This window comes from Streptomyces sp. NPDC057623, assembly GCF_042800355.1.
In the GTDB taxonomy this organism is placed as follows: domain Bacteria; phylum Actinomycetota; class Actinomycetes; order Streptomycetales; family Streptomycetaceae; genus Streptomyces.
The window spans coordinates 376,528-398,474 of the sequence record NZ_JBHVGZ010000002.1 but is presented as its reverse complement, the minus strand read 5'-3'; the positions used below and the strand labels follow the sequence as shown (position 1 = coordinate 398,474).

The 21,947-nt window shown below is 70.3% G+C and carries 21 protein-coding genes, 1 tRNA gene and 2 pseudogenes; 5 read left to right on the top strand and 19 right to left on the bottom strand.

Features of this window, described 5'->3' with window-relative positions:
• Nucleotides 1-7: 7 nt before the first annotated feature.
• From glyA to ACFU95_RS03865, 15 genes and pseudogenes are all read right to left on the bottom strand, one after another.
• The gene (gene glyA / locus ACFU95_RS03935) at nt 8-1,246 is read right to left on the bottom strand and encodes a serine hydroxymethyltransferase (protein WP_383821265.1); all 1,239 of its coding nucleotides are present in this window, start codon (nt 1,244-1,246) and stop codon (nt 8-10) included.
• A gap of 118 nt (nt 1,247-1,364) precedes the next feature.
• Nucleotides 1,365-2,045: a protein-tyrosine-phosphatase gene (locus ACFU95_RS03930; RefSeq protein ID WP_383821263.1), complete on the bottom strand. Its 681-nt coding sequence runs from the start codon at nt 2,043-2,045 to the stop codon at nt 1,365-1,367.
• Nucleotides 2,042-2,689: an L-threonylcarbamoyladenylate synthase gene (locus ACFU95_RS03925; RefSeq protein ID WP_383821260.1), complete on the bottom strand. Its 648-nt coding sequence runs from the start codon at nt 2,687-2,689 to the stop codon at nt 2,042-2,044. The genes ACFU95_RS03930 and ACFU95_RS03925 overlap by 4 nt, the downstream gene beginning before the upstream one ends.
• A gap of 61 nt (nt 2,690-2,750) precedes the next feature.
• A complete protein-coding gene (gene prmC, locus ACFU95_RS03920; RefSeq protein ID WP_383821421.1) occupies nt 2,751-3,590 on the bottom strand; it encodes a peptide chain release factor N(5)-glutamine methyltransferase in 840 nt (279 codons plus the stop codon).
• An 89-nt stretch (nt 3,591-3,679) separates the two neighbouring features.
• Nucleotides 3,680-4,756, bottom strand: a complete 1,077-nt coding sequence (gene prfA / locus ACFU95_RS03915; protein ID WP_383821257.1) for a peptide chain release factor 1 — start codon at nt 4,754-4,756, stop codon at nt 3,680-3,682.
• Between the two features lie 108 nt (nt 4,757-4,864).
• Complete coding sequence (gene rpmE, locus ACFU95_RS03910) at nt 4,865-5,083, bottom strand: 50S ribosomal protein L31 (RefSeq protein ID WP_126274372.1); 219 nt, start codon at nt 5,081-5,083, stop codon at nt 4,865-4,867.
• A gap of 136 nt (nt 5,084-5,219) precedes the next feature.
• A complete protein-coding gene (locus ACFU95_RS03905) occupies nt 5,220-6,356 on the bottom strand; it encodes an LCP family protein (protein ID WP_383821254.1) in 1,137 nt (378 codons plus the stop codon).
• A gap of 219 nt (nt 6,357-6,575) precedes the next feature.
• A pseudogene (locus tag ACFU95_RS03900) lies at nt 6,576-7,164 on the bottom strand (trypsin-like serine protease); the annotation flags it as partial.
• 139 nt (nt 7,165-7,303) lie between these two features.
• Nucleotides 7,304-9,358 (bottom strand): transcription termination factor Rho, encoded by a 2,055-nt coding sequence (gene rho / locus ACFU95_RS03895; protein WP_383821251.1) that lies wholly within the window; start codon nt 9,356-9,358, stop codon nt 7,304-7,306.
• 420 nt (nt 9,359-9,778) lie between these two features.
• Complete coding sequence (thrB, locus tag ACFU95_RS03890) at nt 9,779-10,699, bottom strand: homoserine kinase (RefSeq protein ID WP_383821249.1); 921 nt, start codon at nt 10,697-10,699, stop codon at nt 9,779-9,781.
• Between the two features lie 316 nt (nt 10,700-11,015).
• Nucleotides 11,016-12,074, bottom strand: a complete 1,059-nt coding sequence (thrC, locus tag ACFU95_RS03885; protein WP_383821247.1) for a threonine synthase — start codon at nt 12,072-12,074, stop codon at nt 11,016-11,018.
• A 6-nt stretch (nt 12,075-12,080) separates the two neighbouring features.
• Nucleotides 12,081-13,379: a homoserine dehydrogenase gene (locus ACFU95_RS03880; protein WP_383821418.1), complete on the bottom strand. Its 1,299-nt coding sequence runs from the start codon at nt 13,377-13,379 to the stop codon at nt 12,081-12,083.
• A 152-nt stretch (nt 13,380-13,531) separates the two neighbouring features.
• Entirely contained in the window at nt 13,532-14,923 is a 1,392-nt protein-coding gene (gene lysA / locus ACFU95_RS03875) for a diaminopimelate decarboxylase (RefSeq protein WP_383821245.1), read from the bottom strand.
• 17 nt (nt 14,924-14,940) lie between these two features.
• Complete coding sequence (gene nrtL / locus ACFU95_RS03870) at nt 14,941-16,044, bottom strand: ArgS-related anticodon-binding protein NrtL (RefSeq protein ID WP_383821242.1); 1,104 nt, start codon at nt 16,042-16,044, stop codon at nt 14,941-14,943.
• 157 nt (nt 16,045-16,201) lie between these two features.
• A complete protein-coding gene (locus ACFU95_RS03865; protein WP_383821239.1) occupies nt 16,202-16,762 on the bottom strand; it encodes a response regulator in 561 nt (186 codons plus the stop codon).
• A 174-nt stretch (nt 16,763-16,936) separates the two neighbouring features.
• Between ACFU95_RS03865 and ACFU95_RS03860 the strand changes: the two genes are divergently transcribed.
• From ACFU95_RS03860 to ACFU95_RS03850, 3 genes and pseudogenes are all read left to right on the top strand, one after another.
• A tRNA-Arg gene (locus tag ACFU95_RS03860) sits at nt 16,937-17,008 on the top strand.
• A 375-nt stretch (nt 17,009-17,383) separates the two neighbouring features.
• A pseudogene (locus tag ACFU95_RS03855) lies at nt 17,384-17,512 on the top strand (DUF664 domain-containing protein); the annotation flags it as partial.
• Nucleotides 17,513-17,699: 187 nt separating this feature from the next.
• Entirely contained in the window at nt 17,700-18,080 is a 381-nt protein-coding gene (locus ACFU95_RS03850) for a VOC family protein (RefSeq protein WP_383821237.1), read from the top strand.
• A 72-nt stretch (nt 18,081-18,152) separates the two neighbouring features.
• Here ACFU95_RS03850 and ACFU95_RS03845 read toward each other — a convergent pair whose 3' ends face one another.
• The 3 genes from ACFU95_RS03845 to ACFU95_RS03835 form a co-directional block, all read right to left on the bottom strand.
• Nucleotides 18,153-18,347, bottom strand: a complete 195-nt coding sequence (locus ACFU95_RS03845; RefSeq protein WP_383821234.1) for a hypothetical protein — start codon at nt 18,345-18,347, stop codon at nt 18,153-18,155.
• 29 nt (nt 18,348-18,376) lie between these two features.
• A complete protein-coding gene (locus ACFU95_RS03840; protein ID WP_383821231.1) occupies nt 18,377-18,727 on the bottom strand; it encodes a hypothetical protein in 351 nt (116 codons plus the stop codon).
• A 237-nt stretch (nt 18,728-18,964) separates the two neighbouring features.
• Nucleotides 18,965-19,528 (bottom strand): ATP-binding protein, encoded by a 564-nt coding sequence (locus tag ACFU95_RS03835; protein WP_383821228.1) that lies wholly within the window; start codon nt 19,526-19,528, stop codon nt 18,965-18,967.
• Nucleotides 19,529-19,724: 196 nt separating this feature from the next.
• Between ACFU95_RS03835 and ACFU95_RS03830 the strand changes: the two genes are divergently transcribed.
• Both ACFU95_RS03830 and ACFU95_RS03825 read left to right on the top strand, forming a co-directional pair.
• Nucleotides 19,725-19,955 carry a DUF397 domain-containing protein gene (locus tag ACFU95_RS03830; protein ID WP_383821225.1) on the top strand — a complete coding sequence of 77 codons (231 nt, stop codon included), beginning with the start codon at nt 19,725-19,727 and terminating at the stop codon, nt 19,953-19,955.
• A 186-nt stretch (nt 19,956-20,141) separates the two neighbouring features.
• Nucleotides 20,142-21,062 carry a helix-turn-helix domain-containing protein gene (locus tag ACFU95_RS03825; protein WP_383821222.1) on the top strand — a complete coding sequence of 307 codons (921 nt, stop codon included), beginning with the start codon at nt 20,142-20,144 and terminating at the stop codon, nt 21,060-21,062.
• 6 nt (nt 21,063-21,068) lie between these two features.
• Here the strand turns inward: ACFU95_RS03825 and ACFU95_RS03820 are convergent, their stop codons facing one another.
• On the bottom strand, nt 21,069-21,887 hold the full coding sequence (locus ACFU95_RS03820; protein ID WP_383821220.1) for an SAM-dependent methyltransferase: 819 nt from the start codon (nt 21,885-21,887) through the stop codon (nt 21,069-21,071).
• Nucleotides 21,888-21,947: the final 60 nt, after the last annotated feature.

The window sequence follows — 21,947 nt, the reverse complement described above, 5'->3', positions numbered from 1 at the left end:
CCCCGCCTCAGCCGGGATACGGCGGAAATCTACCGGTCAGCTCCCGCACTTCTTCACGGGCCCGCTGGCTCTCGGTCTCCCCGCGCAGCACCCCCGCCAGCAGGGCGGCGAGCCACGCCATCTCCCCCTCGCCCATGCCCTGGGTGGTCACGGCCGCCGTACCCAGCCGCAGGCCGCGGGCGTCGCCGTGCGGCAGCGCGCAGCAGTCCAGCACCATTCCGGCCGCCGCGAGCCGGCCGCGTGCGTCCCTGCCGTCGACGCCGAGCGGTGCCGGGTCGGCGGTGATGAGGTGGGTGTCGGTCCCGCCCGTGGTGACGACGAGCCCCTCCGCGGCCAGCCCGGCCGCGAGCATCCGCGCGTTGGCGACCACCTGATGGGCGTACGCGGCGAACGCCGGGGTTGCCGCCTCGCCGAACGCGACGGCCTTGGCGGCGATGGTGTGCATCTGGGCGCCGCCCTGGGTGAACGGGAAGACGGCGCGGTCGATCCGCTCGGCGAGGTCCGAGCCGCACAGGATCATGCCGCCGCGCGGCCCCCGCAGCACCTTGTGCGAAGTGGCGCACACGACATCGGCGTACGGCACCGGGTTCGGTGCCGCTCCCCCGGCGACGAGCCCCATCGGGTGGGCGGCGTCGGCGATGAGATACGCGCCCACCTCGTCGGCGATGTCGCGGAAGAAGGCGTAGTCGATGTGGCGCGGATAGGCGATGGACCCGCACACGATCGCCTTGGGCCGGTGGTTGCGAGCCAGTGTCCGCACCTGGTCGTAGTCGATGAGCCCGGTCTCGGCGTCCACCCCGTAGCCCACGAAGTCGAACCAGCGCCCGGAGAAGTTGGCGGGCGAGCCGTGGGTGAGGTGGCCTCCGTACGGCAGCCCGAGGGCGAGGACAGTGTCGCCGGGCCGCAGCAGGGCGGCGTACGCGGCGAGGACGGCGGACGACCCCGAGTGCGACTGCACATTGGCGTGCTCGGCCCCGAACAGCGCCCTGGCCCGGTCCACGGCGAGCCGCTCGGCGACGTCGGCCATCTCGCAGCCACCGTGGTAGCGGGCGCCCGGATACCCCTCCGCGTACTTGTTGGCGAGCGGCGACCCCAGTGCCGCCAGCACGGCGGGCGAGGTGAAGTTCTCGGCGGCGACCAGCTGAAGCGTCGTCGACTGCCGATCGAGCTCCCCGAGCAGGATGTCGGCGAGCTCAGGGTCCTGACGGCGCAGGACATCGGCCTCGAGGGTATGGGTGACCGACATGATGGGCTCCGGGCGTGCGTCGACGATGACGTACGTCCAATGTAGGCCGGGGACGTCGGGGCCGCCCGGTGTTGGCCCATCCGGGACACGTGCTCCGTCCGCCGGCCCATCGCCCGCGTCACGCGCGCGCGGGAACCCCCGTCAGCGCCGTCACGACCGGATCCAACGCCTCGTGTATCTCGTCCCCCACCGACCGGAAGAACGTCAACGGCGCCCCGTACGGGTCGTACACCTCGTCCGCCTCCGCCGTCGGCGCGAGCAGCCACCCGCGTAGAGCCGCCGCCGCACGCACCAGCGCACGCGCACGGAAGACCACGCCCTCCTCCAGCGGAGGCAGGGTGGCGGGGTCTATCGCCTTCACCAGGCGGGTGAACTCCTTCAGGGTGAAGGTGCGCAGGCCCGCCGAATGGCCCATGGAGATGACCTGGGCGCGGTGGTCACGGGTGGCGGTCAGGACCAGGTCGGCGCGGATGACGTGCTCGTCGAGGAGCTCGCGGCCGACGAAGCCGGCGGCGTCCGCGCCGAAGTCGGCGAGGACCGTCTCCGCGTTGGCCTCCATGGACGCGCCCTCATGGCCCCAGGTGCCCGCGCTCTCCACGATCAGCCCGCCGCCGAGCACGCCGAGCCGCTGCGCCACGAAATGACGGGTCAGCCGCTCGGTGATCGGCGAGCGGCACACGTTGCCGGTGCTGACGTGGAGGATGCGGAAACTGTCGCGCGGGAGACCCACGAAGGTCGTCGTGATCTCCGCCGCGCTTTCCCCGTTGCCTATGCCACGCCCCGCTTCAGGGGCTGTCAATTGGCCACCTCGAGGTCGGGTACGACCTTCCGCAGCTCTTCCGCGGAGATCGCGCCCGCGCGCAGCAGGAGGGGCACTTCACCCGTGACGTCGACGATCGAGGACGGCACGTTGCCCGGGGTCGGGCCGCCGTCCAGGTAGACGGAGACCGAGTCGCCGAGCATCTCCTGCGCGGCGTCACAGTCCTCCGGCGCGGGGTGGCCCGTCAGGTTCGCCGACGACACGGCCATCGGACCGACCTCCGTCAGCAGCTCGATGGCGACGGGGTGGAGGGGCATCCGTACGGCGACCGTGCCCCGTGTGTCCCCCAGGTCCCACTGGAGCGACGGCTGGTGCTTGGCGACCAGCGTCAGCGCGCCCGGCCAGAACGCGTCGACCAGTTCCCAGGCCAGCTCGGAGAAGTCGGTGACGAGACCGTGGAGCGTGTTCGGGGAGCCGATCAGCACGGGGGTGGGCATGCTGCGGCCCCGCCCCTTGGCCTCCAGCAGGTCGCCGACGGCCTCCTTGGTGAACGCGTCGGCGCCGATGCCGTACACCGTGTCGGTCGGGAGGACCACGAGCTCGCCACGGCGGACGGCGGACGCGGCTTCACGCAGACCGGTGGTGCGGTCGGTCGCGTCGTTGGTGTCGTATCGCCGTGCCATGTCTAGCGGGCCTCCTCGTACACGTAATGCGGGGCTTCGGAAAGAACTGCCTGCGGGGTGCTCACGGCAGCGCCTTGCGGGCGGTCGCGAACCTGGGGCGGTTGTTGAGGTCGGGGTGGTCGGCCGCGTCGGCCCAGCCCCGCTCCTCGGTGAAGATCCACGGCACCTGGCCGCCCTGGGTGTCGGCGTGCTCGATGACGACGACACCGCCCGGACGCAGGAGCCGGTGTGCGGTCCGCTCCAGACCGCGGATGAGATCGAGACCGTCCTCGCCCGAGAACAGGGCGAGGTCGGGGTCGTAGTCCCGCGCCTCGGGAGCGACGTACTCCCACTCGGTGAGCGGGATGTAGGGCGGGTTGGAGATGACCAGGTCGACCTGGCCGTCCAGGTCGGGGAAGGCGTCCAGGGCGTTGCCCTGCCGCAGGTCGACCCTGGACCCCTCGACGTTCCTGCGGGTCCACTGCAGGGCGTCCTCGGACAGCTCCACGGCGTGCACGCGGGAGCGCGGCACCTCCTGGGCCAGGGCGAGCGCGATGGCGCCGGAGCCGGTGCACAGGTCGACGATGCAGGGCTCCACGACGTCCATCGCGCGCACGGCGTCTATGGCCCAGCCGACCACCGACTCCGTCTCGGGGCGGGGCACGAACACCCCGGGCCCGACTTGGAGTTCGAGATAGCGGAAGTAGGCCCGCCCGGTGATGTGCTGGAGCGGCTCGCGCTGCTCACGCCGGGCGATGACCTCCCAGTACCGGGCGTCGAAGTCCGCGTCCTTCACGGAGTGCAGCTCGCCCCGCTTCACGCCGTGCACGAACGCGGCGAGCTCCTCCGCGTCGTTGCGCGGCGAGGGCACGCCGGCGTCGGCCAGCCGCTGGGTGGCCTGGGCCACCTCCGCGAGCAGCACGCTGCGGGGGCTCGGGGTTCGCCCCCCGATGAATTGCTGCACGCAAGTCCTCCGTGTCGTACTCGTACGTGCGTACGTCCCTGACGGCCTTACGCAGCCGCCAGCTTGGCCGCCGAGTCCGCGTCGACGCACGCCTGGATCACCGCGTCGAGGTCGCCGTCCAGGACCTGGTCCAGGTTGTAGGCCTTGAAGCCGACGCGGTGGTCCGAGAGGCGATTCTCCGGGAAGTTGTAGGTGCGGATCTTCTCGGAGCGGTCGACGGTGCGGACCTGGCTGCGGCGGGCGTCGGCCGCTTCCCGCTCGGCTTCCTCCTGCGCCGCTGCGAGAAGCCTGGAGCGCAGGATACGCAGTGCCTGCTCCTTGTTCTGCAGCTGGCTCTTCTCGTTCTGGCAGGAGGCGACGACTCCGGTCGGAATGTGCGTGATGCGCACGGCGGAGTCGGTGGTGTTGACGGACTGGCCACCCGGACCGGACGACCGGTACACGTCGATGCGGAGGTCGTTCGGGTTGATCTCGACGTCGACCTCCTCGGCCTCCGGAGTGACGAGGACTCCCGCGGCCGACGTGTGGATACGGCCCTGGGACTCGGTGGCCGGAACGCGCTGCACCCGGTGCACCCCGCCCTCGTACTTCAGCCGGGCCCAGACACCCTGGCCGGGCTCGGTCGCGCCCTGTCCGCCCTTGGTCTTCACCGCGACCTGGACGTCCTTGTAGCCGCCCAGCTCGGACTCGGTGGCGTCGATGATCTCGGTCTTCCAGCCGACCCGCTCCGCGTACCGCAGATACATCCGTAGCAGGTCGCCGGCGAACAGCGCCGACTCGTCGCCGCCCGCGCCCGCCTTGATCTCCAGGATGACGTCCTTGTCGTCGCTGGGGTCGCGCGGGACGAGAAGAAGCCGCAGCTTCTCCGTCAGCTCCTCGCGCGTGCGCTCCAGCTCCTTGACCTCGGCCGCGAAGTCCGGGTCGTCGGCGGCGAATTCCTTCGCCGTCTCGATGTCGTCGCCGGTCTGCTTCCAGGAGCGGTACGTGGCGACGATCGGGGTGAGCTCGGCGTAGCGCTTGTTCAGCTTGCGCGCGTTGGCCTGGTCGGCGAAGACCGACGGGTCGGCGAGCTTCTTCTCCAGGTCGGCGTGCTCACCGACGAGTTCCTCGACGGCCTCGAACATCTCAGGGCTCCTGTACTGCGGATGAAGGGGGAAGGCGGGCGACCAAAAACGCCGGTCCCGGTGCGCCCTGGAAGGGGGCGCGACCGTGGACCGGCGAAATGGGGCTCGCTACTTCTTGGCAGCAGCCTTGCCGAAGCGGGCCTCGAAGCGGGCCACACGGCCACCGGTGTCGAGGATCTTCTGCTTGCCCGTGTAGAACGGGTGGCACTCGGAGCAGACCTCGGCGCGGATGGTGCCGCTCGCGATGGTGCTACGGGTGGTGAACGACGCGCCACAGGTGCAGCTGACCTGCGTCTCGACGTACTCGGGGTGGATGTCGCGCTTCAAGGTGTCTCCTAGTTTCGGGAGGGCGCCGGGTCGCTGACGCGGGGTGCGGGAGCGTGAACCGGAGCCGACGTACCAGTCTGCCAGGACTGGGGCCATCCCCCAAAACCGGGGGTACCCGTGATCTATTCCCCGAAGCTCACGAAGCGCTCACGACACCGTTGGCGTCGCCCTTGGCCGTGCCCTGCGTGGCCGACTTCGGGATCGGCCTGTCGTTCTTCAGGGCCGTCCACACCTGCTGCGCCTTCGCCTTCGCCACGATCACCCGGTTCGGGTCGGCCGGGTCGTACTGGACCGGCATCGTGACCATGTTCATGTTCTTGGAGCTGATGCCCTTGAGGCCGCTCGCGAAGGACATGAGCTTGTTGACGGAGCCCAGGTCGGAGTCGGTGGTCACCGTCTTGGTGGCCGTGTTGGCCAGGTCGTAGAGCCTCTTGGGGTTGCCGAAGAGATTGATGTCCTTGATCTGGTTGATCAGCGCCTTGATGAACGCCTGCTGGAGCTGGATACGGCCGAGGTCGGAGCCGTCGCCGACGCCGTGCCGGGTGCGCACGAGGCCGAGGGCCTGCTTGCCGGTGAGCTCGTGGGCGCCGGCCTTGAGGTTGAGGTGGCTGTCGGGGTCGTTGATGTTCTTGGTCGTGGTGACCTTGACCCCGCCGAGCTCGTCGATGAGCTTCTGGAAGCCGGAGAAGTCGACCTCCAGGTAGTGGTCCATGCGGATGCCGCTGATGGACTCGACAGTCTTCACCGCACAGGCGGCGCCGCCCGTGCCGTACGACTCGTTGAACATCACGCCGGACGCGGCGTCGTGCGTGTCCCCGTTGGTGTCGGTGCACTGGGGGCGGTCGATGAGGGTGTCGCGCGGGATGGAGACCACGCTGGCCTTCTTGTGGCCCTCGTAGACGTGCACGATCATCGCCGTGTCCGAGCGGGCGCTGCCGTCGTCGGTGCCGCCGCCGAGCTTCTTGTTGCTGCCGGAGCGGGTGTCCGAGCCGAGGACGAGGATGTTCTCGGAGCCGTTGTCGACCTTCTGCGGCCGTTCGGTGCCGAGGGCCTGGTCGATGTCGACGCTCTTGAGGTTGCCGTTGAGCTTGAAGTACAGGTACCCGGCGCCGGTGCCGCCCAGGACCACGATCCCGGCGGCCGTCCAGGCCGTGATCAGCAGGCCCTTGCGCTTGTCGCGGGGCTTGCGGCGGCGGCCCTTGGCTCGGTGGCGCGGACCTGTGCTGCCGGTCTCACCCGGTATGCCGGGCTCCGGCGTGCTCTCGGCGGACACTGTGCTCCTCGGTTCTCGTCCGGTCGGTTACCCCCTGCTTTCAGGGTCAGGCGTGGCCATTTGGCCCGTACCACACCATCGTCACCCCGTCCGGTCAGACGGGGAAACTCGGAGAAGGGTTGCACAACGGACCGTGCCCACCGCCGAGGAGCGGTGGGCACGGACCGTAGTCGGTGTGTACCGGGCAGGCCCGTCTCACCTGCTGTTTCAGCCGAAGATGTCGTACTGCGCCAAGTCCGTGCCGACCGAGATCCTTGTGGCAAAGATCTCGCTGGTGGCCTTTCCGGTGTCCTTGTAGAGGTACAGGTAGCCGCCTGAGTCGACCGAGAGCAGGTCGCCGTCGGAGCCGCGCCGGTGGATCGGGTCCTGGTAGCCGTCCCGGTCGAGGTCGGTCTGGAGGACGACGTCGACGCCGCTCCAGCTGCCCCAGGACTCGCGCGCGGCGAAGGAGCCACCCTTCGAGTCCTTCGAGTAACCGGTCGTCGTGGAGCTGTCGTCGACCCGGGGGTAGACGGCGCCTACGTACGAGGTGACCTTGGCGAAGACGCTGTACGCGCCCTCGGCGACGAAGTCCTGGACGCCCCAGGAGACGACGCCGACGATCCGGCCGTTCACGACGAGCGGCCCGCCGGAGTCGCCGTTGCAGGCGGAGGTCGTACCGCTGTCGCTGCCGCTGGCCGGCCCGGCCCGCGCCGACCATGTGGCCCTTGACGAACCCGCTGCCGTAGAAGCCCGTGCAGGTGCTGTCGGACTGGAGGGGCAGCGTGGCCGACTTCAGCGTCTCGGACACCATCCAGGGCGCCGAGCTGATGCCGGTCGTCGTGCCGCCGATGACCAGGGGACCTCTCTTGAAAAGGCCGCCCCACGTCACTGATGTGACGTGGGGCGGCCTCAACGCCCTCCAGGGGCCCAACCGCGGCCGGCGAACAGCCGCCGCTCAACGGCGACTAGTCACCGTTACCCGGCGTCGGCGTCGTCTTCTGGATCTGCATCAGGAACTCGGCGTTCGACTTCGTCTGCTTCATCTTGTCGAGGAGCAGCTCGACCGCCTGCTGCTGGTCGAGGGCGTGCAGCACCCGGCGCAGCTTCCATACGATGGCGAGCTCGTCGGGGGCGAGCAGGATCTCTTCCTTACGGGTACCGGACGCGTCGACGTCCACCGCGGGGAAGATGCGCTTGTCGGCGAGCTTGCGGTCGAGCTTGAGCTCGGCGTTGCCCGTGCCCTTGAACTCCTCGAAGATCACCTCGTCCATGCGGGACCCGGTGTCCACCAGCGCGGTGGCGAGGATGGTCAGCGAGCCGCCGTCCTCGATGTTGCGGGCCGCACCGAAGAAGCGCTTCGGCGGGTACAGGGCGGTCGAGTCGACACCACCGGACAGGATGCGGCCGGAGGCCGGGGCGGCGAGGTTGTACGCACGGCCCAGACGCGTGATCGAGTCGAGCAGCACGACGACGTCGTGACCCAGCTCCACCAGCCGCTTGGCGCGCTCGATGGCGAGCTCGGCGACCGTGGTGTGGTCCTCGGCCGGGCGGTCGAAGGTCGAGGAGATGACCTCGCCCTTCACCGACCGCTGCATGTCGGTGACCTCTTCCGGACGCTCGTCGACGAGGACGACCATCAGGTGGCACTCGGGGTTGTTGTGGGTGATCGCGTTGGCGATCGCCTGCATGATCATGGTCTTGCCGGTCTTCGGCGGGGCCACGATCAGACCGCGCTGGCCCTTACCGATCGGCGACACGAGGTCGATGATGCGGGTGGTCAGCACGCCCGGGTCCGTCTCCAGGCGGAGGCGGTCCTGCGGGTAGAGCGGGGTGAGCTTGTTGAACTCCGGGCGGCCGCGGCCGTGTTCGGGCGCCATGCCGTTGACGGAGTCGAGACGCACCAGCGCGTTGAACTTCTCGCGCCGCTCGCCTTCCTTCGGCTGACGGACCGCGCCGGTGACGTGGTCGCCCTTGCGCAGGCCGTTCTTGCGCACCTGAGCCAGGGAGACGTACACGTCGTTGGGGCCCGGCAGGTAGCCCGACGTACGGATGAAGGCGTAGTTGTCGAGGATGTCCAGGATGCCCGCGACGGGGATCAGGACGTCGTCGTCGGCGAGCTGCGGCTCGCTGCCCATCTCGTCGCGGCCGCGACGGCCACGGCGGTCCCGGTAACGACCGCGACGGCCACGGCGGCCGCCCTCGAAGTCGTCGTCGTCCTGCGGGCCGTTGTCGCGCTGGCGGTCCTGGCGGCCACCGCTCTGCTGCTGGCCCTGCTGGCGGTCCTGCTGGCGGTCCTGACGACCGCCGCCCTGCTGGTCGTCGCCCTTGCGGCGGTCGCCGCGGTCACCGCGGTCACGGTCCCGGCCGCGCTCACGGCGGTCGCGACGACGGCCCTCGCCGCCGTCACCGGCGTCACCCTTGGCGTCGCCCTGCTGGGCCTGCGACTGCGCGGGCGTCTCGGCCTTCGGCTCGCTCTTCGCCTCGGCGGCGACCGTCTCGGGGGCGGCCGCAGGGGCACCGGCGTCGGCGGTGGCGCGGCGACGGCGGCGCTCCGCCGGGGCGTCGTCTCCCCCACGTTCGAATTCGCTCGCGCGGGAGGGGCCCCCAGCCGGCTGGCCGGGGATCTCGATCTGCTGCTGGGCCACGGCCTTCTCGGCGGGGGCCTCGGTGGCCTTCTCCGCCTTCTTCGCGGCGGCGGCCTCGTCGCCCGTACGGGCCCGGGATGTGGCGCGGCGCTTCGGCTTGGTCTCGGTGGCCGTCTCGGCCTTGGCCGGGGCGGCACCTCCGCCGGCCTGCGCCTCCTTGATGACCTCGATCAGCTGGCTCTTGCGCATGCGCGCCGTGCCCTTGATACCGAGGCCGGATGCGACCTGCTGAAGCTCGGCCAGCACCATGCCCTCAAGGCCGGTACCGCGGCGCCGCCGGGAGCCGGCACCGGTGGCAGGCGCGGAGGCGTCCGTGGCGGGCGCGGCAGCGGTCTCCTCGACACGTGCGCCCATCAGATCGGTGGTGTCGCTCACGAAGGGTCCTTCCCTGGAGCGGACGTCGGCCTGTCTGGCTCGGCGACCGTTTGTGCTGTCCGGCTTCGATCCCTGGTGTACGGACCGTGCCGGGGCGGTGGTCCGCCAAAGCGGCGGAGGAAATTTCTGGTGATGACGCTTCCCAGAGCCGTGCCACTGAGTGCCTGTGTCACTCGGCTCGGTCGCGCCGGTTCCGGAGCGTGCCCGGCAAGTCGCTCAGTGCCCGCGTACGAGGTACTGCCCGCGTACGTCGTACGGAACACAGTGCGGCTTGGGAGGCTCCCGGAAGAATGTCTGTCCCGGACGGGGACAACAAGCACCTCGCCATGGTGGGGTCGGGTGCAGACTTGAGGTTAACACTACCGGATCCAACAAACATTCCCCCTCTCGAAATCCGGCAAGCGCATGTTCTTAATCGACTCAGGAGGGCGCAAGCGGCAACACGCTCGCTCCCTGCGCGTCGAGGTCGAGCCGGTTCGCGGCCCAGCCCTCGCCTGCCAGATGGGCCACCTTGTCGGCACTGTCGGCATCGGCCAGCGCGAGCACGGTGGGTCCCGCTCCTGAAATGACTGCCGGGACTCCGTCGGCCCGCAGTCGCTCCACCAGCGCGGCGCTCTCCGGCATGGCCGGCGCGCGGTACTCCTGGTGGAGACGGTCCTCGGTGGCGGGCAGCAGCAGCTCGGGGCGCCGCGTCAGGGCCTCGACGAGCAGGGCCGCTCGGCCCGCGTTGGTGGCGGCGTCGACATGCGGGACGGTGCGCGGGAGCAGACCGCGCGCGGTCTCGGTGAGCACCGGCTTTCCGGGCACGAAAACCACCGGAACGATGGAATCGGCGGGCTCCATCCTGATCGCCCGGGCGGCCCCCGCCTCCATCCAGGAGAGGGTGAACCCGCCGAGCAGACAGGCCGCGACGTTGTCCGGGTGGCCCTCGATCTCGGTGGCGAGCTCCAGCAGGGCCGCGTCGTCGAGCTTGGTCTCGCCGCCTATGGTCACGGCGCGGGCCGCGACGATGCCGGCGCAGATGGCGGCGGAGGAGGAGCCCAGACCGCGGCCGTGCGGAATGCGGTTGGCGCAGACGATCTCCAGGCCGCGCGGCTGGCCGCCCAGCAGATCGAAGGCGGTGCGCAGGGAGCGTACGAGAAGGTGCTTCTCGTCACGCGGCAGCGTCTCGCTGCCCTCACCCGCGATGTCGATGTGCAGCCCGGAGTCGGCCACCCGGACGACCACGTCGTCGTACAGCCCCAGCGACAGGCCGAGGGCGTCGAAGCCCGGGCCGAGGTTGGCGCTGGTGGCGGGGACGCGCACCCGGACGGCGGCGGCGCGGAACGCTGGACCGGCCATCGCTTGATGACTCTCCTTGAGCTGCGTGATGGTCGAAGACATTCGATGACGTACGAGAACCCCTGGGGCCGCTTCCGGGCCACGGGGACGGCGCGGCACCGCGCCCCATGCGGAGGCATATGCGGCGGGCGGGTTCAGTACAGCCTATCGAAGGTAGGTTCTGTGGCGACATAGGGCGCACAGGAGGCGCACGATGCGTGTCGTATGCCCCCTGTGCACCCACGGTAGGGAAATTCCCCAGGCGAGCGCCCTCTTACTCGCGTGCGCGAGTCCCGTACGACGGGGTGGGCACCGCCATGACGGGGTGCGGCGTCGCCTACGCCAGCCCGAGCCGCTCGGCCGCCGTCGCCGCGTCGACCGGGACGGTGACGGGCTGCGGGGCGCCGGCGACGGCCCAGTCGGGGTCCTTGAGGCCGTTGCCGGTGACGGTGCACACGATGCGCTGGCCCGGGTCGACCTTGCCCTGCTCGGCGGCCTTCAGCAGACCGGCGACGGACGCGGCGGAGGCGGGCTCGACGAAGACGCCCTCCTGCGCGGCCAACAGGCGGTAGGCGCGCAGGATTTCACGGTCCGTCACCTCGTCGATGAAGCCGCCGGACTCGTCCCGCGCGGCGAGCGCGTACTGCCAGGACGCGGGGTTGCCGATGCGGATGGCGGTGGCGATGGTCGACGGGTCCTTGACGACCTCGCCGCGCACGATGGGCGCTGAGCCGGAGGCCTGGAAGCCCCACATGCGCGGGGTCTGCCGGGAGACGCCGTCGGCGGCGTACTCCGTGTAGCCCTTCCAGTACGCGGTGATGTTGCCCGCGTTGCCCACCGGCAGAACATGGATGTCGGGGGCGTCGCCCAGCATGTCCACGATCTCGAAGGCGGCCGTCTTCTGCCCCTCGATACGCACCGGGTTGACCGAATTGACCAGCGCCACGGGGTAGTTGTCGCTCAGGTCGCGGGCGAGCGTGAGGCAGTCGTCGAAGTTGCCGTCGACCTGGAGGATCTTCGCGCCGTGGATGAGGGCCTGGCCCATCTTGCCGAGCGCGATCTTGCCCTGCGGGACGAGGACGGCCGACACCATGCCCGCGCGGACGGCGTAGGCCGCGGCGGAGGCCGACGTGTTGCCGGTGGAGGCGCAGATGACCGCCTTCGCGCCCTCCTCCTTGGCCCGCGTGATGGCCATGGTCATACCGCGGTCCTTGAAGGACCCGGTGGGGTTGGCGCCCTCCACCTTGAGGTGGACCTCGCAGCCCGTGCGCTCGGAGAGCACCTGCGCGGGCACGAGGGGCGTGCCGCCCTCGCGGAGCGTCACGACCGGCGTGGTGTCGGAGACGGGCAGCCGGTCCCGGTACTCCTCGATGATTCCGCGCCACTGGTGGGTCATTGCTGGTTACTCTCCTTCAACCCGCATGATGCTGGCGACACCCCGCACGGTGTCGAGCTTGCGCAGCGCCTCGACGGTGCCGTTCAGGGCCGCGTCGGACGCACGGTGGGTGACGACGACGAGGGAGGCGTCGCCGACCCCGTCTTGTCGACCTTGCTGGCGAACCGTATCGATCGAGACACCGTGCTCCGCGAACACGGTCGCCACCTGGGCGAGAACACCCGGTTTGTCCGCCACGTCGAGGCTGATGTGATAGCGCGTGACGACGTCGCCCATCGGCGAGACGGGCAGGGCGGCATACGCCGACTCGCCGGGCCCCGTTGCCCCGCTGAGCCGGTTGCGACAGACGGCGACGAGGTCGCCGAGCACGGCGGACGCGGTCGGGGAACCGCCCGCGCCGGGGCCGTAGAACATGAGCTGACCGGAAGCGTCCGACTCCACGAACACGGCGTTGTACGCGCCGCGCACGGAGGCAAGCGGGTGGGTCAGCGGGATCATGGCGGGATGCACGCGCGCGGTGACCGACGCCCCGTCCTTGGCCCGCTCGCAGATGGCGAGCAGCTTGATGGTGCAGCCCATCTCCCTGGCGGAGGCGAAGTCGGCCGCGGTCACCTCGGTCATGCCCTCGCGGTAGACGTCGTCCAGACGCACGCGCGTGTGGAAGGCGATGCCGGCGAGGATGGCTGCCTTGGCGGCGGCGTCGAAGCCCTCGACGTCGGCGGTCGGGTCGGCCTCCGCGTACCCCAGGGCGGTGGCCTCGTCGAGGGCCTCCTGGTACCCGGCGCCCGTCGAGTCCATCTTGTCGAGGATGAAGTTCGTGGTCCCGTTGACGATGCCGAGCACCCGGTTGACCTTGTCGCCGGCGAGGGACTCGCGCAGCGGCCGGATCAGCGGGATGGCGCCGGCGACGGCTGCCTCGTAGTAGAGGTCGCGGCCGTGCTGCTCGGCGGCCGCGTGCAGGGCGGCGCCGTCCTGGGCGAGGAGCGCCTTGTTGGCCGAGACGACGGACGCGCCGTGCTCGAAGGCGGTGGTGATGAGGGCGCGGGCGGGCTCGATCCCCCCGATGACTTCCACCACGACGTCGATGTCGCCGCGCTTGACCAGGGCGGTGGCGTCGGTGGTGACGAGCGCGGGGTCGATGCCCTCACGGACCTTGGAGGGCCGCCGTACGGCCACGCCCGCGAGCTCCACGGGTGCTCCGATCCGGGCGGCGAGGTCGTCGGCGTGCGTCGTCATGATGCGCGCCACCTCTGAGCCGACAACTCCACAGCCCAGCAGCGCCACCTTCAGCGGACGCGTACGCATCATCCGACCTCGTTTCCTAATACCGTCTACGGTTGCACCAGTCTCACTCACCGGACGGGACTTTCTGCCCTTCGTCCGGATCGTGAGACATCGATTTCATTTGTACCGGGGTGGATGACAGGAGATCTTCCACCCCGGGTCCTGCTCCGCCGTTACCCGACGTCGAGACGCAGGAGGTCCTCCTCCGTCTCACGGCGGACGATCACCCGGGCCGCGCCGTCGTTCACGGCGACGACGGGCGGGCGGAGCACATGGTTGTAGTTGCTGGCCATGGACCGGCAGTAGGCACCCGTGGCCGGTACGGCGACGAGGTCACCCGGTGCCAGGTCGGCGGGAAGGAACGCGTCCTTCACGACGATGTCCCCGCTCTCGCAGTGCTTGCCGACGACGCGGGCGAGCATGGGCTCGGCGTCGCTCGTCCGGGACACCAGGGCGACGCTGTACTCGGCGTCGTACAGGGCCGTACGGATGTTGTCCGACATGCCGCCGTCGACGGAGACGTACGTCCGCAGTCCGTCGAGCGGCTTGATGGTGCCGACCTCGTAGAGCGTGAAGGCGGTCGGCCCGACGATGGCCCGGCCGGGCTCGACGGAGATGCGCGGGGTCCGCAGTCTGGCGGCCTCACACTCACGGGTGACGATCTCGGTGAGCGCCTTGGCGATCTCGTGGGGTTCGCGGGGGTCGTCGTCGCTGGTGTACGCGATACCGAGCCCGCCCCCGAGGTCGATCTCGGGAAGCTCGACGCCGTGCTCGTCGCGGATGTCCTTGAGCAGCCCGACGACGCGGTGCGCGGCGACCTCGAAGCCGGACATGTCGAAGATCTGGGACCCGATGTGGCTGTGGATCCCGATGAGCTCCAGCCCGTCGAGCTTCAGCGCACGCCGCACGGCCTCGGCGGCCTGTCCCCCGGCGAGCGGGATGCCGAACTTCTGGTCCTCGTGGGCGGTGGCGATGAACTCGTGCGTGTGCGCTTCCACGCCCACGGTGATCCGGATCTGGACCCGCTGCCGCTTGCCGAGTGCCTGCGCGATGTGGGCGACGCGGACGATCTCCTGGAAGGAGTCGAGGACGATACGGCCCACGCCGGCCTCGATGGCACGGGTGATCTCGTCGACGGACTTGTTGTTGCCGTGGAAGGCGATGCGGTCGGCGGGCATGCCGGCGGTCAGGGCGGTGGCGAGCTCACCCCCGGAGCACACGTCCAGGTTGAGCCCTTCCTCGTGCAGCCACCGCACGACGGCACGGGACAGGAACGCCTTGCCGGCGTAGAAGACGTCGGCGTCGGCCCCGAAGGCACCGCGCCAGGCCCGGGCGCGGGCCCGGAAGTCGGCCTCGTCGAGGATGTACGAGGGGGTGCCGTGCTGTTCGGCGAGGGTCTTCACGTCGATGCCGCCGACGGTGACGACTCCGTCGGCGTCGCGGGCGACGGTCTGGGCCCACACCTTGGGGTCGAGGGTGTTGAGGTCCGCGGGCGGGGCGGAGTAGTGACCCTCGGGAAGGACGTCGGCGTGACGGGGCCCGGCGGGATGTGCGGAACGGCTCATGACTGTCGTGTGCTCTCTCAGAGGTGATCGGGTGCGTCGATGCCGAGCAGGGACAGGCCACCGGCCAGCACCGTCCCGGCGGCTTCGGCGAGCGCGAGCCGGGCACGGTGGGCGGCCGAGGGTTTCTCCGCGCCCCGGGGCAGGACGGCGGGCACGAACGCGAGCACGGCATCGGCGACGGTGACGAGGTGCCGGGCGAGACGGTCGGGAGCCTGGTGGGCAGCCGCCCGGGCCAGGACGCGGGGGTGATCCGCGAGCAGGGCCACGACGTCATGCCGTACGTCCCCGGGCTCGGCGTCGAACCCCAGGTCGGCGGCGTTGCGGCTGAGGGCCCGAGTACGGGCGTGGGCGTACCGGACGCGGAAGAGGGGGTTGCCCTCGCACTGGACGAGATGATCGTCGCTGATCCGGGGCCGGTCGTGACCGGCGGGGTGGAGCAAGGCCCAGCGGGCGGCGTCGCGGCCGAGCGGGAGGGGGTCGGCGGGCGCCGGCACGGGCCGTACGCCGACTTCCAGGGGGGCCGGTGCCCCGGGCCTGCCGTGGGCATCGACGCGCACGCCGAGCACGGCCTCCCACTCCGGCTCGGGCCGGGCCTCGCAACTGGTACGGACGAGGGCGCCCTGGGAGCGCAGCAGTCGGGCGACGGCTTCCATGACGACGACGGCACGGATCTCGTGGGCACAGTGCAGCTGCCGGATCTGCCCGTGGAGCCCGTGGGGCTCGGGGTGGCGGTCGGAGCTGTGGGGCGGGCGAGGTTCGTGCGGCGGGCGAGGCCCGTCGGTGAACCCGTACCGCGTTCCGCGCCGCAGGATCTCCTCGACCAGGGCCGCGGGCGCGGTGTCCAGCAGGCTGATGTTGATGAATCCCGGCCCGGTGACGACGACGTCGCCGACGCCGTCCGCGTCGGCGAGGTGCGGCCGCAGGATCTCCGCGACACGCAGCGACGGTTCTCCGGCCGGGCGGGCGAGCTGCAGGGCGATGTTGGTGGCGTAGTCGCCACAGCCGCCGGGGCCGGGAACGGTGACCACGGCACGCTCCGGCACGGTGACGCGCAGCTCCCCCTCGTCGACAGCACGACGCACCGCGCACAGCACGGTACGGGAGAGCTCGACGGGGGTCACGGGACAAGCGTAGGGGAGGAAGGGGGCGGGTATGCGAATGGGTTTGGGCGGTCCCGGGATGTGGACGGCGTGGGGTGGCGGGGCCGGTAAGGGGCGGTGCGGACGGCGCGGCGTGGTGGTGGGCCGGGGAGAGGTGGCCGAGGGGAGCGGCGCGGTGTCAGCCGCCGGTGCGCCCGGCGGCCTCCCCGGCCGCACCGAGGACGCCCCCGACGACGGCCGCGCTGGTGTCCCGGTCCCTACCCCTGCCCCTGTCCGCCGCGCTGTCCGCGCCCCTGCCCTCTCCCCTGCCCTCTTTCCCGCCTTCGCGCTCGCCGCTGCGATCCCCGCTCCGTCCTCCGTTCGGGTTCCGCTCGATCAATCGCCGTACGAGGCTGACGAGTTCGGCCGGCTCGAAGGGCTTGGCGAGGAAGGCGTCGACGCCGACGTCGACGCCGGTGTCGACCTCGTACTGGGTACAGGCGCTGACGATCGCGAGGGGAAGGTCGCGGGTACGGGGGTCGGCGCGGAGGCGCGCGGCGGTACGCAGACCGTCGAGGCGGGGCATGACCACGTCCAGGGTGATCACATCGGGGCGCACCTGATGAACGACTTCCAGACACTCGGCACCATCGGCCGCGGTCACCACCTCAAGCCCCTCCAGCTCGAGATTGACCCTGATCAGCTGCCGGATGACCTTGTTGTCGTCCACAACAAGCACCCGGCCCGACGCGCCTGGCACAACTCGAGAGTAGGTCGGGACCGGCCACCGCGTCCGGCTTTTGCCCACTTCCACCCCGCGCGAGGGACCCACCCCAGGTCACGCCGGGTGCCACGGCCCCGGAAACCCGTTCATGAACACCCTCCAAGAGCTGGTAGGGTTCTACCCGTCGCCGCCAAGCAAGGCGCCCGACACGCCCCCGTAGCTCAGGGGATAGAGCAACGGCCTCCGGAGCCGTGTGCGCAGGTTCGAATCCTGCCGGGGGCACCTTGTATGAGGTGCCCAAAGACCCCGTCATCAGCGGAAACGCTGAGTGCGGGGTCTTCGCGTATGTGCGGGCGGGTGCCGCCTGGAGCGGCTGTCGGGTCACCTCATGTGGTGCTGTCCGGCCCGTCCGAGCTCGGGCTCACGCGAGCGAGTGGGTACTCGACTCGGTTCTGCCGGCGTTCACCGTCCCAGACGATGAGTTGGACATCTCGTAGCCGCGTCCTGGGTGAAGCGTGCCCGGCGAAGCTGCCGGAGAGTTCACGGTGGACCTGGGCGTCTATGCGGTCTCGTGCACGAACGGGTAGAGCACGGTGACATGGGCGGGGAATCCGGCCCGTACCAGCGGATCGGTTTCGGGGATCCTGATGGTGAACGTCGGCGTACGACATCCGCCGCCCGCTGACACCGACCGGGACCAACCTGCTGGGCCTGGTCAAGCACGCGGCGTGCGTCGAGTTCGGCTACCTGGGCGACACGTTCGGGCGGCCGTCCGGCGAGCAGCTCTGGTTCGGTCTTCGTGGCCCGCCGCCGGCTGCACGTGGCGGTGGTTGCCGCTGCGAGGACGTCACAAAATCCTTCGCGTCTGATCGTCTCGCCCAGTACGGTCTCGACCGTGATCCCGCTGCCGGGAGGCTTGGTGCTCCCCGCGCGGCCGCCCTGACAGTTCCCACGCCGAGAGCAGGTTTCGTCCATGGCATGTCGCATCAGTGAACTCGTGCTCGGTTGCCGTGATCCCGAGGTGCTGGCGCGGTTCTGGTGCGAGGTCCTGGACTTCGTGGTGCTCGACCGGGAAGAGGACGGCACCCTTGAGATCGGGCCGCGCGAAGGGTTCGGCGGGCCGCAGCCGACGATCATCCTCAGCCGCAGGGACGAGCCGGAGCAGGGGAAGCCCCGGCTGCACATCGACGTCAACGCAACCGACCGCGATCAGGACGCCGAGCTCGAACGCCTGCTGAAGCTCGGGGCGCGCCCGGCCGACATCGGGCAGACCGGCGAGGAGCAGTGGCATGTTCTCGCCGACCCCGAGGGCAACGAGTTCTGTCTGCTCAAGGCCCGCCTCAAACCGCTCTGACGGGTCAGGACTCAGCGGATCGCAAGACACGGCGTCCGACGTCGCCGAGGCGCGCGGCGGCCGTTCACCTTGTCAATGGAAGTCATGCCGTTGATGGTGTGCCGCCTGCTGGTTCCGGTGGGTCGTCTCCCCCTCGGGAAGGAGTTCCGCCGCCTGGTGCTGGGTGTGTGCGGCCGCCATCTGCGCTTCCGCCACGGCGTCTCCGCGTTCGCGCACGAGGTCTTCATAAATCGGCAGGTGATCGTTTTCGGTGCGAGTGCGTGTCATAGCGCCGGTCCTTCCGGTGGGTAATGCCGTCAGGCCCGGTTGATTCGGGCGGCGATTCCGTGCCCGAGAAGCAGATAAAGGGCGGCAGGAAGACCGTAATTGAGGATGACGCGTAGGCCTTCCGTGTCCATCGTGAAAATGTCCTGTGCCCATCCTCCGAGCCAGTTCGCCGCTCCGCGCACGAACTCCACGAACACGTTCGCCTGATTCGCGTCGAGCAGGTACAGCACGATCCACAGGCCGAGCAGACCGGCCGAGACGTCGGCGATCGTGCAGATGGTGAGGGCGGCTCTTCGGCCGGCGTCCGGGTTCCGCCGGGAGCGGTCGGGGCCCGTGGGCTGGTCGTACGGCTGATATCCGGAAACCGGGTCGGTGTTCACGAGAAATCCGATCTGACGCGTGGCTGGGCGGACTGGTTCGGACTGGTTACCCCGGGAGCCGAATACGGCCTCTGAGGCGACCCGCTTCTTCCTTCACCTAGTCCTGCGCCACGCTCTCGTGACCGTGTTACACCCACCGGTCGGGTCGCCCCAAATATGGCGGCCTATTCGGGCACTTGCCCAAATGTTCACTCGCTGCGGCACATGTGCGGATGCAGTGCCGCGGTGGAATCCGGATCAGTCCTGCCGGTCGGTTCGGAGCATCGCCCAGACCGTCTTGCCCGAGGGCTGGCGCCGCGTCCAGCCCCAGTGCTCGGACAGGGCGTCGATGATGCGCAGCCCGCGGCCGTGCTCGTCGAAGGGGTCGCTCGTGTGCGGATACACCGGCGGGTGGTCGCTCGGGTCGGCGACCGCGCAGACCAGGTGGGCCGGGCGGCGGAGGCTGAGCTTCAGCCAGATCTCGGCCTCGCCGCAGGACGAGGGGCGGGCCGCGGAATGCGGTGCGGCGTGCAGTACGGCGTTGGCGAGCAGTTCGGCGACCACCGTGAGGGCGTCCGCGCGGCAGTGGTCCAACGCCCAGTCGGCAAGCGTGCGACGGACGAAGTCGCGGGCCTGGCCGCAGCCCTGTTCGGCGCCGACCAGGCGCAGGGCGACGGAGCGGGGCGAGGTGCGCGGGGGTTCGGTCCTGGTGAGCCGGGCCGCCGCCGGGGCTCCGGGGCGGGCTCCCGGTGGCACCGCCAACCCCGCGGAGGAGGCAGTGCTGCCGGGCAGCCGAAGCCCTTCGTACGCAGGTAAGGACACAACGTCTCCCTGATACACGGTCAGGACGGGGCGTCCGCACTGCCGTTGACGCCACGGACTATTATCCACGCCGACGGCGCCTCCGTGCAATTTCACGGGAAATTGCGCGAACGGTGTCGGCGCAGAGCACGTGGTGCGCTCCGGGCGCGGAAGCGTCGGGGCGCGCGCGTGGCGGAACGTGAGCAAGGAGAGTGCAGTGGCGACAGCACCGAACGGCGTGCGGGCAAGCTCGTTGGGCGTCCGCTGGACCAAGAGCCGGCACAGCAACGCCGAGGGCAACTGCGTCGAGGTGGCCCCCCTGGGCGATGGCAGCATCGCGATGCGCAACTCCCGCGACCCCGACGGACCGGCCCTCGTGTACACCCCGGCCGAGATCACCGCGTTCCTGGCGGGCGCGAAGGAGGGAGAGTTCGACCACCTCGTCTGACCTGTTCGACCACCTCGTCCGACCCGCGGGTGGGACGGGTCCGCCGCGCGGGAACGGAAGGCCGGCGGGGAGCGAAACGCCGCCGCGAAGCGGAAGTTGAGCCCCCCAGTTTCCGCGGTTCCGGCGGCACGAGGCGGCGGGATGCGATAATGCTGTCTGTCGTATGCCGGTCTACGGGGAGTCAGGATGTCCGCCGAGTCACCTCGCATCTCCCGCCTCGAGCCGTATCTGAACCGGACCGAACCCGCGCCGACCCTGCTGAAGATGCTGGTCGGCGTCCAGCTGGCGGGTATCCGCGAGGACGTGGGCCTCTCCCAGGACCAGGCGGCTCGCGCCGTCGGGTTCAGCCCGGCGAAGTTGTCGCGCATCGAGGCGGGCAAGGGCCGTCGGCCGCCCACGGAGGCCGACATCCGCAAACTGCTGGAGCGGTACGGGGCCGCGGAGTACGAGGCCTCGGTCCTGCTCCAGTTGCTGCAGCGCGCCGGTGAGCCCGGCTGGTGGCAGCGCTACGACAAGCGGCTGATGCCGGAGTGGTTCGACCGGCTGGTCGGGCTTCAGGAGGCCGCGACGGCCATCCGTACCTTTGAACTCCAGTACGTGCCCGGCCTGTTGCAGACCGAGGACTACACCCGGGCCGTCGTGGAGCGCGGGCTGCCGACGGCGCCCGGCCGTGAGGTGCAGCGGCGTGTGGAGCTGCGGACGCGCCGGCGGGAGCTGTTGCACCGGCCGGAGGCGCCGCAGCTGTGGGCGATCGTCGACGAGTCGGTGCTGCTGCGCGTCCTGGGCAGCCGTGCGGTGATGCGGGCGCAGCTGGAGCATCTCGTGGAGATGGCGCAGCGGCCCCATGTGACCGTACAGATCGTGCCCCTGGACGTGACCAACGCCTCCGCGCCCGCGATGCCGATCACCTATCTCCGGTTCGGCGGCGCCGATCTGCCCGACATCGTCTATCTGGAGCACATCAAGAGCGCGGCCTTCCTGGAGGACCGCGACGAGACCGAGGAGTACCGCCTCGCCCTGGACCGGCTGGGCGACGAGGCCCTCAACCCGCGCGAGTCCCTGAGGCGGCTGCGCGAGACGATGGAGCGGTACTCCCCGACGGCGTGAGCGCTCCTAGGGGAGCCGGCCCACGCCGCCGAACTCGATCCACTCCTGGGTGAGCTGACGCGGTGCCACCTCGGTGTCGGGGCGCCAGGTGGAGACCTCCACCAGCCCGGGTTCGAGGATCTCCAGCGCCTCGAAGTACTCCGCCACGTCCTTCGGCTCGCGCACCCGGCCCCAGTGTCCCTGGGTCGCCTGGTCCATGAAGTCGGTGACGAACTTGCGGACCTCGGCGTCCTCGCTGACCAGCTGGCACATCACCATGCAGCTGCCGGGCGCGAGCCGTTCGCGCACTCGGCGGGCCACGGCCAGCGGGCCGTCGGTGTCGCTGTCGGGGATGCAGTGGAACACCGAGTTGAAGAGGACGGCCACCGGCTGCGAGAAGTCGATCAGGCGCTCGGTGTCGGCGTGGGCGAAGATGGCGTCGGTCTCGCGCATGTCGGCGTGGATGACGGCCGTGTTCTCGTTCTGCTCCAGCAGGGCGCGGCCGTGGACCAGGACCATCGGGTCGTTGTCTACGTAGACCACGCGCGAGGACGGGTCGACGGTCTGCGCGACCTGGTGGACGTTGTTCTGGGTGGGCAGGCCTGAACCGTGGTCGAGGAACTGCCGGATGCCGTAGTCCTCGGCCAGCGTCCGGACCACCCGCTGCAGGAAGCGGCGGTTGTTCAGCGCGAGGGCGCGGGTGCTGGGGACGACCTTGTCCAGCTCCTCGCAGGCGGCTCGGTCGGAGGCGTAGTTGTCCTTGCCGCCGAGGTAGTAGTCGTACATGCGCGCGGCCGTCGGAATCGTGGCATCGATCGACGTGGACAGCTGCTTTCCAGGCTCCATCGTTTCCCCCAGTCACAGGGCCGGCCGAGGAGATCACCTCGCCGACAACACATCCTAGGG

Excerpts from the sequence above, each read along its gene's own strand:
- prfA (WP_383821257.1), bottom strand. The coding sequence starts at position 4,756 with ATGTTCGAGGCCGTCGAGGAACTCGTCGGTGAGCACGCCGACCTGGAG.
- thrC (WP_383821247.1), bottom strand. The coding sequence starts at position 12,074 with ATGACCCACCAGTGGCGCGGAATCATCGAGGAGTACCGGGACCGGCTG.
- ACFU95_RS03925 (WP_383821260.1), bottom strand. The coding sequence starts at position 2,689 with ATGGCACGGCGATACGACACCAACGACGCGACCGACCGCACCACCGGT.
- lysA (WP_383821245.1), bottom strand. The coding sequence starts at position 14,923 with ATGAGCCGTTCCGCACATCCCGCCGGGCCCCGTCACGCCGACGTCCTT.
- ACFU95_RS03880 (WP_383821418.1), bottom strand. The coding sequence starts at position 13,379 with ATGCGTACGCGTCCGCTGAAGGTGGCGCTGCTGGGCTGTGGAGTTGTC.
- ACFU95_RS03820 (WP_383821220.1), bottom strand. The coding sequence starts at position 21,887 with ATGGAGCCTGGAAAGCAGCTGTCCACGTCGATCGATGCCACGATTCCG.
- ACFU95_RS03825 (WP_383821222.1), top strand. The coding sequence starts at position 20,142 with ATGTCCGCCGAGTCACCTCGCATCTCCCGCCTCGAGCCGTATCTGAAC.
- glyA (WP_383821265.1), bottom strand. The coding sequence starts at position 1,246 with ATGTCGGTCACCCATACCCTCGAGGCCGATGTCCTGCGCCGTCAGGAC.
- ACFU95_RS03850 (WP_383821237.1), top strand. The coding sequence starts at position 17,700 with ATGGCATGTCGCATCAGTGAACTCGTGCTCGGTTGCCGTGATCCCGAG.
- thrB (WP_383821249.1), bottom strand. The coding sequence starts at position 10,699 with ATGGCCGGTCCAGCGTTCCGCGCCGCCGCCGTCCGGGTGCGCGTCCCC.
- ACFU95_RS03845 (WP_383821234.1), bottom strand. The coding sequence starts at position 18,347 with ATGACACGCACTCGCACCGAAAACGATCACCTGCCGATTTATGAAGAC.